The 11,016-nt window shown below is 75.2% G+C and carries 12 protein-coding genes; 6 read left to right on the top strand and 6 right to left on the bottom strand.

All coding sequences use genetic code 11. The features are described 5' to 3' along the window. The 6 genes from ACFV04_RS36980 to ACFV04_RS36955 form a co-directional block, all read left to right on the top strand. On the top strand, positions 1-510 hold a 510-nt coding region (locus tag ACFV04_RS36980; protein WP_380535303.1), incomplete at its 5' end, for a DUF2269 domain-containing protein. Positions 511-683: 173 nt separating this feature from the next. Next, on the top strand, positions 684-1,709 hold the full coding sequence (locus ACFV04_RS36975) for an LLM class flavin-dependent oxidoreductase (RefSeq protein WP_380535302.1): 1,026 nt from the start codon (positions 684-686) through the stop codon (positions 1,707-1,709). Positions 1,710-2,401: 692 nt separating this feature from the next. Beyond that, entirely contained in the window at positions 2,402-2,785 is a 384-nt protein-coding gene (locus ACFV04_RS36970) for a hypothetical protein (RefSeq protein WP_380345439.1), read from the top strand. A gap of 112 nt (positions 2,786-2,897) precedes the next feature. Beyond that, a complete protein-coding gene (locus ACFV04_RS36965; protein WP_380535300.1) occupies positions 2,898-4,241 on the top strand; it encodes a hypothetical protein in 1,344 nt (447 codons plus the stop codon). 82 nt (positions 4,242-4,323) lie between these two features. Next, positions 4,324-4,719, top strand: a complete 396-nt coding sequence (locus tag ACFV04_RS36960) for a roadblock/LC7 domain-containing protein (RefSeq protein WP_360258192.1) — start codon at positions 4,324-4,326, stop codon at positions 4,717-4,719. A gap of 54 nt (positions 4,720-4,773) precedes the next feature. Further along, positions 4,774-5,148, top strand: coding sequence for a hypothetical protein (locus ACFV04_RS36955; protein ID WP_360258194.1), 375 nt, complete (start codon positions 4,774-4,776; stop codon positions 5,146-5,148). 175 nt (positions 5,149-5,323) lie between these two features. Here ACFV04_RS36955 and ACFV04_RS36950 read toward each other — a convergent pair whose 3' ends face one another. The 6 genes from ACFV04_RS36950 to ACFV04_RS36925 all read right to left on the bottom strand — a co-directional run bounded on the left by ACFV04_RS36950 (position 5,324) and on the right by ACFV04_RS36925 (position 10,876). Further along, positions 5,324-5,725 (bottom strand): DUF6188 family protein, encoded by a 402-nt coding sequence (locus tag ACFV04_RS36950; RefSeq protein ID WP_380535298.1) that lies wholly within the window; start codon positions 5,723-5,725, stop codon positions 5,324-5,326. 205 nt (positions 5,726-5,930) lie between these two features. Continuing rightward, positions 5,931-7,043 carry an NUDIX domain-containing protein gene (locus ACFV04_RS36945; RefSeq protein WP_380535296.1) on the bottom strand — a complete coding sequence of 371 codons (1,113 nt, stop codon included), beginning with the start codon at positions 7,041-7,043 and terminating at the stop codon, positions 5,931-5,933. Between the two features lie 236 nt (positions 7,044-7,279). After that, positions 7,280-8,164 carry an SGNH/GDSL hydrolase family protein gene (locus tag ACFV04_RS36940; RefSeq protein WP_380535295.1) on the bottom strand — a complete coding sequence of 295 codons (885 nt, stop codon included), beginning with the start codon at positions 8,162-8,164 and terminating at the stop codon, positions 7,280-7,282. Beyond that, positions 8,139-9,335 carry a glycosyltransferase gene (locus ACFV04_RS36935; protein ID WP_380535293.1) on the bottom strand — a complete coding sequence of 399 codons (1,197 nt, stop codon included), beginning with the start codon at positions 9,333-9,335 and terminating at the stop codon, positions 8,139-8,141. The genes ACFV04_RS36940 and ACFV04_RS36935 overlap by 26 nt, the downstream gene beginning before the upstream one ends. After that, positions 9,332-10,567, bottom strand: a complete 1,236-nt coding sequence (locus tag ACFV04_RS36930; protein ID WP_380345452.1) for a glycosyltransferase family 4 protein — start codon at positions 10,565-10,567, stop codon at positions 9,332-9,334. Before ACFV04_RS36930 ends, ACFV04_RS36935 begins: the two co-directional genes overlap by 4 nt. A gap of 120 nt (positions 10,568-10,687) precedes the next feature. Continuing rightward, positions 10,688-10,876 (bottom strand): DUF1508 domain-containing protein, encoded by a 189-nt coding sequence (locus ACFV04_RS36925; RefSeq protein ID WP_360258208.1) that lies wholly within the window; start codon positions 10,874-10,876, stop codon positions 10,688-10,690. Between the last annotated feature and the right edge of the window lie 140 nt (positions 10,877-11,016).

Here is an 11,016-nt window from a genome sequence, read left to right as displayed (position 1 = left end):
CCCCTGGTCGTCCTGCACGTCGTCGCCTCGGTGAGCTGGCTGGCCCTGATGCTCTGCCTGCTCACCCTGGCGGTGACGGCACTGACGACCGGGGACGCCGACCGGCTGCGCACCGCCTACCGGGCGATGGGCATGCTCGGCGACGCCCTGGTGGTGCCGCTCAGCCTGCTCACCTTCCTGAGCGGGGTCGCGCTCGGGCTCGGCACGTCCTGGGGCCTGTTCCGGTACTACTGGGTGAGCACCAAGTTCTGGCTGACGCTGGCGGCGATGGCGGCCTCGATCTTCGCCCTGACCGCCCGGCTGCACGATGCGGTGCGCGCGGTGGACGCGCATCCGACCGGCCCGATCCGGGCGGAGGACCTCGGCTTCGTCCGCTACAACACGGTGATCGTCCCGGCGGTCGCCCTCTCGCTCTACCTCTTCACCGTGATCCTCTCGGTGTACAAGCCCTGGGGTCGCCGTCCGGTCGAGGGCGCCCGCCCGGACCGCATACCGGAGGCGGGTGCCTGAGCCGCAGCTCGTCGGTCGTCGGTCGTCGGTCGTCGGTCGTCGGTCGTCGGTCGTCGGCCGTCTGCCCTCAGGCCGATCGCCCGAGGGGCCGGGATCCGGGTGGCCGAGGTCCGAGGGGCCGGGGTCTGGGGGCCGGGGGAATGCCCTCGTGGCGGTGGGGGTTCTCCACCCACGTGACCAGCGCTACGCCCGCCGTCAGGCTCTCCGTGCTCGACCGCTCCCGCACCCGGCAGGGTGAGGAGCCGGCCAGGGCGCTGCGCGACACGGTGGACTTCGCCCGTGAGGCCGAGCAGCTCGGCTACCACCGGTTCTGGGTCTCCGAGCACCACGGGGTGCCGGGGGTCGCCGGTTCGGCGCCCACCGTGCTCGCGGCGGCGGTGGCGGCGGTCACCTCGCGCATCCGGGTCGGCACCGGCGGGGTGATGCTGCCCAACCACCAGCCCATGGTGGTGGCCGAACAGTTCGGCGTGCTCGCGGCGCTGTTCCCCGGCCGGATCGACATGGGACTCGGCCGCTCGGTGGGCTTCACCGACGGGGTCCGGCGGGCGCTCGGGCGGGAGAAGGACGCTGCGGACGACTTCGGCGCCCAGCTGGCCGAACTGATCGGCTACTTCGACGGCTCGCAGCGGGCGCATCGGGGCGTCCACGCCCGCCCTGCCGAGGGGCTGTACGTCCCGGCCTTCGTCCTGGCCACCGGTGCGGGCGCGGACCACGCCGCCGACGCCGGGCTGCCGTTGGTCATCGCCGCTGTGCACGGGGAGGAGCGGATGCTCGCGGCGATCGACCGCTACCGCACCCGGTTCCGCCCCTCCGCGCAGGCCACCGAGCCCTACGTGGTGGTCTCGGGGACGGTCGCGGTGGCCGAGACCGCAGAGCTGGCCCACGAACTGCTCGTCCCGGAGGCCTGGTCCGGCGCGTACTCCCGCACCCATGGCGAGTTCCCGCCACTGGCCCCCGCCGCCGAGGTCCGCGCCCGGCCGATGACGGAGCGGGAGCGGGCCGCGTACGAGCAGTCGCTCAAGGGTCACATCGCCGGAACCCCGGAGCAAGCCGCTGCCGAGCTGGCCGCACTGGTGGAGCGCAGCGGCGCGGACGAGTTCCTGGTCACCACCAGCACCTACGACCGCGCTGCGCTGCTCGACTCCTACCGTCTGCTCGCCGAGGCCGTCGGCCAGGGCGCGATTTCTGACCAGGTGTGATGACCTGCTAATGTTCTTCTTGTCGAGAGGAAGTGATCTTCCGGAAAGCGGATCTCTCGGACATGCGTCAGCGGTGCTACCAGAGCACGTCCTACTTTCAGTAGGAAGAGTCCGTGCAACCCGGGCCTGGCGCTCCACTCGAAGGGGCTCGTTCCGTCCAGCGGAACGGGCCCCTTCGTCATGCCCGGAGTTCATGGCGGCCCGCGCCTCATGAGCGTCCCTCACGGTGACTGCCATGAGCGTCGCTCACGGTGACTGCCATGAGCGCCCCTCATGGACCCCGTCATGAGGGCCCCTCATGGCCGGCGTCATGAGCGTTGCTCATCGCCCGGCGTCATGAACGTTGCTCATCATCGAGCCTCGGATGTTCGCCTCTCGCCCGTGTGTCCCTTTATCGCATTTCAGGTCTCGAAACCCCCTGGCGCGGCTCGGTATCAGCCAAGGTCCCGTGCCAGGTGGCCGAGGAGCGCCGTTCCCGAACGGTCGACCGGCCAGCAGATTCGTCCGTCGAGCCGGACTGACGCATCGTCATACCTTGGCTGGAACTAGCTGCTTCTGGTGTGAATATGCCATTGGAATGTTCGTCATATGGAAACCGGCAGTAGCCTTCCGTGTCGAACCTGCCACTGCTCGTGGCGATCCGGCCGGTGCCGCGCAGCGCCCGGCCGCCCAGACCCCGCGAAGGAGCCGGTGTGCCGGGTATCGACGAATGCCTCTCCGGAGCGATGGCGATCGCCGGAGCCCGCGCCGCGAGCCTGGTCGACTGGAGCAGCGGGCTCGCCCTCGGCAGCGTCGGCGAGAGCCCGACGGGCGAGCACGAGACCTCCGCGGCCGAGGCAACGGACCTGGTCCGGGCGGCTGTCGAGAGTCAGACCTTCACGGTGGCGGAGGACCGGCGATCCCCGTTGGAGGACATCATCGTCACTGCCGGCCGCAGTTACCACCTGATCCGCTTCATCGACACCGTCTTCGACAGCCGACTCGTCCTGCACCTCTGGTTGGACCGTACGGAAGGCAACCTCGCCGTCGCCCGCTTCCGTCTCCAGGCGCTGGCCGAGGAACTGGTGCTGGGGTGACCTCGACGACCGTGACATCCGTACGCCCCCTGGCGGCCGTCGCATTTCAGCCGTCGGCCCGCCCGTCCGTCGGCGCAGCCCGACCCGGCGCCGTTCCCGGGCGGTGGGTCGCGTGACGACCGCCACCGGTACCGTCCCGCCCCCGACGGAGTACGCCGCGCCGAGAACGCCGGGCGAGGCGCTCTCCCTGCTCGCCGACCGTCGGGCCACCGGCGCCCTGCACGGCCCGCTCGGCACCCTCCACCTGGTCGACGGCGAGGTGGCCGGCGCCGAATCCCCGCGCGCACCCGGCCTGGCCGACCTGCTCACCGGCTGCGGTCGGATCACCCCCGAGGGCTGGTCGGAACTCCTCCAGGTGCACGGCCTGCAGGCGCGGGTCGGCGACGCGCTCGTCGAACGAGGGCTGCTCACCCGGGGTGAGCTCGAACTCGGGCACCTGGGAACCCTGTTCGACGCCGCCTTCTTCGTCCTCGCCGATCCGGCCGGCGGCCTCTGGCGGTTCGAGCCCGACGTCCGGCACTGGCTCGGACCGGTTGCCGCCGTCGCGCCGGACCGGCTCCGCCGCGAGGTCGAACGCCGCCGTCGGCTCCTCGACCGGATCTGGCCCTGGGCGCAGCTCGACACCGCGCCGGTCCGCCCGGTCGAGCACAGCCGCCGGCCCTCCCACCGTCCGCCGGGCCGCCGTCGGCGCGAGCTGCTCGACCACGCCGACGGACGAAGAACCCCGGCGGACCTGGCCCGTCTGCTCGGTCGCTCCGGCTTCGGGGTCACGGCGGACGTCCGCCGCCTGGCCGCGGCCGGACTGCTGGACGCGCCGGGACCGGTCCTGCCGACGCCAGTCGTTCCGGGCCCCGTCATGCCCGGGCCCGTCATGCCCGGGCCCGTCATGCCCGGGCCCGTCATGCCCGGGCCCGCGGCACCGGCCCCGGTCGCACTCGTCCCCGCCGTCCCGCAACCGGCTGCGCCGCGACCCGCCCTCCAACAACCGGCTGCGCCGCAACCCGCCGCACAGCACCCTGCCACGACGTCGCCCGCCCTCCACCCGCCGACCGCGCCGCCGGCCGCCGGTCTCGCCGCCGGTCTCGCCGTCGGGCCCGCGGTCGGGGGGACGACGCCCGGTGGCCTGCACCGCCGGATCCCCGGCGCCTCCCTGCGCGGTGTCAGGGTGACGGGTGCCAGGGCCACGGGTGTCAGGCTGACCGGTGCCGCGGACGCCGCCGTCGCAGCGACCGGAGCCGCGACCGGAGCCGCGACCGGAACCGCGCCCGCCCACCCCGCCCGGGTCGGCACCGCGGTCGCCCCGCCCTCGACGGAGTACGCCGCGCCGACCGACGACGGAACGCCGGCCCGCCCCGAACGCCAGACCATCCCGGCAGCGGCCCACCCGCTGGCCGTCCCCGACCCGGACATCGCGCTGCTGACCCGGGTCCGAGACCTTCTGGAGGCCCGACTTTGACCCAGTCCCCGCCCGCGACCCCGCCGTTCCGGCCATGAGGCGGGCACTCAAGCAGCGTGTCGGAAGGAGACAACTGATCGCCTTGGAGACCGAGCTGCTCGCCGAACTGCGTGCCTGCAAGCACCGCGTCCCGCACCTCGCGGGCGGTCTGGTGGCCAGCGTGGACGGCCTGCTGGTCGCGCACGACACCCACGGGACCGAACCCACCGGCCTGGCCGCGATGACGGCGGCCTCGCTGTCGCTGGCCCAACGGCTCGCCGACACCACCGGCCAGGGCGAGTTCCGGGAGTCGCTGGTGCGCGGCGAGTACGGCTACGTCGCGACCTACGCGGCGGGCGGCAGCTGTGTGCTGACACTGCTGGCGCACCCGGACGTCAACGTCGGCCGCCTCCACCTGGAGGCCCGTCGCAGCGCCCAACGCATCGCCGGGCTGCTCAACGACGCCCTCGTGCCCAAGGACCCGCGCGACGCGGGCTGACCCGAACCACCCACCGCACCTCACCACACCCACACACGAACGGGAGTTACCCAGATGACCGACGCAGCCGGCGCACTCAAGCAGGCCATGACCAGCATCGAGGGCGCCATCGGTGCCGCCCTGGTCGACTACAACAGCGGTATGGCGCTCGCCACCCTCGACGGCCCCGGCGGTTTCGACCTCAACGTCGCCGCGGCCGGGAACACCGACGTGGTCCGCGCCAAGATGCGCACCATGGACATGCTCGGCCTGGCGGACGGGATCGAGGACATCCTGATCACCCTGTCCAGCCAGTACCACCTGATCCGCCCGCTCACCGGCCGCACCGGCAAGGGCCTGTTCCTCTACCTCGCGCTGGACAAGGGCCGCGCCAACCTGGCCATGGCCCGTCACCAGCTCTCCAAGGTCGAAGCCGACCTGGAGGTCTGACGCCCACCCGGGCACCGGAGGAGTCCCCGGCGGCGGCTCAGGCCCCGCCGGGATCCCCTCCTGGCCGGGATCCCCTCCTGGCCGGGATCCCCCTCGACGGGTTCCCTCGCCGGGCTCCCCTCCCCGCGGGGCGCCCTTCCCACCGCGGACGGTGGCTCGACGAACCCCGCGCCCGCTAGGAATCCTCCTGCGCCGACCACCGGACGTCGCCGCCCGGCAGGGCCTCGCACGCCACGCCGGCGGCGGTCCGCACGCTCCACGGCGCCAGTTGCGCGTGCGGCGGGACGGACAGCGCACCGCCGCCGGCGAAGTCCAGCTCCAGCCCGCCTGCCAGGGTGATCCGGGCGGTGTCGACGGACCGCCCGACCAGCGCCAGCAGTGCGGCGCTCGGCCGGACGGTCAGTCCCGGGAAGAAGTGCCCGACTTCCTCCGGTGCGGCGAACGACGGCGCAGCGAAACGGAATTCGTGCGCCACCCGGACGGTCACCTCGCCGTCCAGCCGCAGGTCCAGCCATCCGCCTCCGCTGACCGACTCCACCCGACGGCCGGCCAGCACCTCCGTGATCGCGTTCTGCATGCTCCCAGTCTGTCCCAGCCGGGTCCGGTCCATCCGCCTCTCCGGCCGGAGGTCCCGGCGGCTCTCCGGCAGCACGACCGTCGTCCCAGCGGCAGCCGGGCTCACCCGCGCGCAGCCGGGCCACCGTCGGTCACCCGCCCGGAGCCCGCGCCACCGCCCGCCGCCCGCCGCCCGCCCGCCGTTCGGCGGCCCGACCACTCACCCGCTACCCCACGGCCCGCCCGCGCACCAGCTCGACCGGGCCGCCCGCCCGCTCCCGGGCGGCCAGCGCGGTGGCCGTACGGTCCCAGGAGGGCCCGGTGAGCAGGGCCCGCGCCTCGGCCGGTTCGCAGAGCCGCCACTCCACCAGCTCCTCCTCCTGCAGCACGATCGAGCCGAGCATCCCGTCGGTCACCGTGCCCCCGTCGTACACGTACACCAGGACGGCGGTGTCCCGGCCGGTCGCCGGATCGGCCCCCGGATCGGCCGCCGCCCCCGGCTGCCAGTCGAGCACCAGCAGCGGCCCGGGTTCGACCTCCCAGCCGAGTTCCTCCCGGGCCTCCCGCCGGGCGGCGGCCCGGGGCGTCTCCCGGTCCGCCTCGACCCCGCCGCCCGGCAGTGTCCAGTACGGTTCCTGCCCGCGCGGTCCGTCCCAGGGCCGCAGCCGGACCAGCAGCACCCGACCGTCGGCGTCGGTGAACAGCGCCCGCGCCTTCGCCCGGATCCGGGGCAGCCGGGCGTAGTAGGTGTCCCGGTCCAGCGGCGGCTCCGACCGCTCCTGGACCTCCGGGTTCAGCCCCGGGGCGGCGGCCAGCCCGAGGTACTCGGGCACCGGTGCGTCGGCGGGCAGCTCCCGCAGCGTGTGGCCGACCGGCCGGCTGTCCTCCAGTTCCAGCGGCCCGGCGGTCCGCGGCACCCGCAGACAGGCCGTCACCCGGCGCGACAGCAGGGGTGGCAGTGCCCGGCCCGCCTGTTCGGTGGTCAGCCACGTCCATCCGCCGACCTCGGCGGTGTCCGGCCGGATCGCCGCCGCCTGCCGCTCCGTCAGCGGTTCGGCCCAGTACAGGAACGCCACGATCGGCGGGCGGTCCGGGTACAGCGCCCAGTCGACGCAGGCGAGCGGCCCCAGCCGGGGCGTGAACCCGAGTTCCTCGGCGATCTCGCGCAGCGCGGTCTCCCGCAGCGACCGGTCGGTGGGCTCCCATCCGCCGCCCGGGATCGCCACCGGATGTGTCCGGTCGTACGGCAGCCGTACCACCATCAGTTGCCCGTCCCGGTCCGGGAACAGCACCCCGGCCGCCGCCAGGATCCCCCGACCGCTCTGGTCCGTGCTCTCCACCCCGACTCCCTCCGCCGTAGCCTCTCCCGGTCACGACTGCCCGGGCCACCTCCATGGTTCCCGCCCGGCGGCCGTGCCGATCCCCACCGCCGGGTGACCCGCGGCCCGCCGCCCGGCACCCGGCGCGCCGCTGAGCCGCCGCCACCGCCGCTGAGCCGCGCCGCCACCGCCACGCCCGCCAAGCCGCACCCACCGCGCCGCCCAGCCGCACCCGCCGCCGGCTCCCCGCCCCGCCGTCACCCCAGGGAGGCCAGCGCCTGCGCCGCCGCCCGGGCCATCCGTTCGTCGTGCCGCCCGCTCGCGCCGCGCACCCGGGCGGCGGCTTCGGCCGCGGCGAGCGCCAGTAGCCCGGGCAGCAGGTCGGTGCTGCGGGCGGCGACCCAGCGGGTGCCCCGGGTGGCCATCCACCACAGGTCGGCGCGCAGGCTCGGCGCGGGTTCGGCCGGTACGGCGGTGGGTGGCGGGCCGAGCGGGTGTCCGGCCTCGGTGAGCAGTCCGTGGAAGCGGCGGGCGATCAGGTGGTGCCCCTCCGCGCTGGGGTGCAGCCGGTCCACGCTCAGCAGCCGCCGTTCCTCCAGCCACGGGAGCTCGGCGAGGTGCAGGTGCACCGCCCGGTGGCGCGCGGTGAGGGCGTGCACCACCGTGTTGACGGCCCGCATCCGCCGGGCCAGCGGGCGGGCGAGTGGCGCGGGGAGCCGGAGCAGGGTGCCGGGGTCGGGCAGGCAGGCGGTCAGCAGGACGGCGCCGTGACCGGACAGTTCGCCCAGGGCGGCGTCCAGCTCCAGCGTGGTGCGCCGGATGTCGAAGCCCGCGCGGAGGGTGTCGTTGCCGCCGACGACCACGGCGGCCAGCTGCGGCCGCAGCGCCAGCGCGGCCGGGACCTGACCGGTCGTCAGGTCGACGGTCAGTGCGCCGCTGTGCGCCAGGTTGGTGAACTCGGCCTCCCGGCCGGCGGGCACCAGTGAGTGTGCCAGGACGGCGGCCCAGCCGCGCCACCCCTCGTCCACGGCGTCCCCGACTCCTTCCGTCAGTGAGTCGCCGAGCGCGACGAACCGCGTCAACTCGCCGGCCGGGGAGCGGCCTTGCGCCACCCGGTCAGGACCGGTGCCGAGCTTGCTCATCGGGTCCCCCTTCCACTGCGGAGCCGTTCCGGACGCCGTGCGCCGCCAGGAACGCCGTCACCGCCGCCGGCCAGCCGTACCGCTCGGCCTGCGCGCGGGCGGCGGAGCGCCGGACGCCCTCCGGCCGGTCCAGCAACTGGCGCACCGCGGAGGCGAATCCGCCGCCGGAGTCGGGGGCCGTCACGCCGGCGAGCCCGACCAGGCCGGGCAGGGCGGAGGAGCGGCTGACCGCGACCGGCGTTCCGCAGGCCAGCGCCTCCATCGCGGCCAGCCCGAAGGTCTCCACCGGCCCGGGCGCGAGCACCACGTCCGCGCAGCCCAGCAGCCGGGCCAGTGCCTCGCGCCCGCTCAGGTGCCCGAGGAAGCGCACCGGCAGCCGCAGCCGCGCGGCCCGGTCCGCCAGCCGGTCCCGCAGCGGACCGGTCCCGGCGACCACGAGGACGGCGGGCACCCGCCGTGCCCGCAGCGCGGCCAGCGCCTCGACCGCCCGCTCGGGACGCTTCTCCGCCGAGAGCCGCGAGCACAGCACCAGCAGCACGTCCTCCGGGGCGGCGTACCGGGCCCGTTCGGCCGCCCGCTCGACCCGCGTCAGCGGCCGCATCGTCTCCAGGTCCACTCCGAGCGGCGCCCGGACGAGGTTCGGGGTGCCGATCCGCCGGAACTCCGCCGCCGCCCAGTCGGTGGTGCACAGCACCGAGTCGTAGCTCCGGGCGGTCGCCGCGTTGAGCCGGTCGGCGGCCGCGTTCGCCAGCGGCCCGGGCACGCCCCGGGTGCGCAGCACCCCGGTGGCGCTCTCGTGCGACACCATCACCGAGCGCACCCCGTGCCGGCGGGCCCAGGCGCCGGTCCAGCGCAGGGTGGTGCGGTCGGACACCTCCAGCCGGTCGGGGGAGAGCCGGGTCAGCTCGGCGGCCACGGCCCGGCGGTCGGTGAGCAGCCGGTAGCCGCCGCCGGCCGGCAGCACCGGTCCCGGCAGGGTGAGCACCAGGCCCTGTTCGGTCTCCTCCTCGGAGCGCCGCCCGCCGGGCACGATCAACACCGGCCGGTGCCCGGCCGCCCGGTATCCGGCGCCGAGGTGCCGCAGCGCGGTGCGCAGGCCGCCGGAGACCGGGGTGACGAAGTTGGCGAGCCGCACGATGGTCAGCGCCTCGCCGTACGGGGCGGAGGTCATGCCGGCAGCTCCTCCGGCAGGGCGTCCGCGGCCGCCGGGCCCTTCGCGAGCGGTTCGACCGGCGCCGGTGCGGGCGGCGCCACCGGCAGCCCCCGGTGCTCCGCCAGCACCTCGGCGTAATGCCGCAGCAACTGGTCCCCGACCGCCTCCCAGGTGCGCGCGGTCACCTCCGCCCGGCCCGCCTGCCCGTACGCCGCCCGCCGTGCCGGGTCGGCGGCCAGTTCGGCGACCGCCCGGGCCACCGCGGCGCCGTCCCGCGGCGGCACCAGCAGTCCGGTGCGGTGGTGCGCCACCAGGTCCAGCGGGCCGCCGGCGGCCGGGCCGATCACCGGTACCCCGCTCGCCATCGCCTCCTGGATGGTCTGGCAGAAGGTCTCCAGCGGACCGGTGTGCACGAACGTGTCCAGGGTCGCGAAGCAGCGGGCGAGTTCCTCGCCCGTCCGGCGGCCGAGGAACACCGCACCGGGCATCGAGGCCTTCAGTCCGGGAGCGGAGGGCCCGTCCCCGACGATCACCACGCGTACCCCGGGCAGCGCCGAGGCGGCCGTCAGCAGGTCGACCCGTTTCTCCGGCGCCAGTCGCCCGACGTACCCGACGAGCACTTCCCCGCCCGGGGCGAGTGCCCGGTGCAGTGCCTCGTCCCGGTGCCGCGGGTGGAACCGCACCGAGTCCACGCCGCGCGGCCACAGCTGCACCCGGGGCACGCCGTGCGCGGTCAGGTCCTGCGCGGCCGGGGTGGACGGCGCGAGGGTGCGGGCGGCCGCCCGGTGCACGGCCCGGATCCGCCGCCACGCGGCGGCCTCCCCGAGCCCCCGTCCGGCCCGGTAGGCGTGCGCGTACCCGGCGAGGTCGGTCTGGTAGACGGCCACGGCGGGCACCCCGAGCCGGGCCGCGACCTGTCCGCCGCGCGCGCCGAGCACGAACGGGCTGGCCAGGTGCACGATGTCGGGCCGGTGTCCGGCGACCGCGGCCGCGAGCTGTCGGCTGGGCAGCGCGATCCGCACCTGTGGGTACCCGGGCAGCGGCATCGACGGAATGCGCACCACGGGGATCTCCGCCGCCTCGGCACTCCCGAAGCTCTCCGGCGGGCACTCCGCGCCCCGCGCCGGCGCGGGGGTGACGACGAGGGGCCGATGGCCCCGGCGGACCAGGTGCTCGGCCGTCCGCAGCACGCTGTGGGCGACCCCGTTGACCTCGGGCGGAAAGGACTCGGTGACGATGACGACACGCATGCCAGAGTTCTGTCCGCACCCGGCGTGCACCCGGCCAAAGGGATCTGTCGAACAAGCGAACGCGGGTCGGCGATTTGCACCACCGACCCGCGTCTCCTGGCGCCTGCTGCGGTCCAGGCCTCACACCGACCCGGCGGCCTCCTTGAGCTCGGCGTACGGCGCGAGCTTGCGGATCGACTCGATGCTCTTCAGGCAGTCGTCCTTGGTCTCCTCCGGGTCCCCGGTCACCACGACCGACCCGTTGCTCGCCTTGAGCCGGAACCGGTGCATCCCGGTCTCGTCCACGTACAGCTCGAATCTGCCCGCCATGTCAGCAACAGCCTTCCGCTCGGATGACCCCCTGGCCCGCACCGTAGGCCGCGGGGGCGCTGCGGGGCGCGCGGAGAGTGGCGTTCGAGTGGACTCCGCGGGGGAGCGCCCTGGTCCCGCGACGTCGGCGCCCCGCACCG

The organism is Kitasatospora sp. NPDC059599 (genome assembly GCF_042735125.1).
Lineage (GTDB): Bacteria > Actinomycetota > Actinomycetes > Streptomycetales > Streptomycetaceae > Kitasatospora.
This window is presented reverse-complemented; position numbering and strand designations above follow the sequence as displayed.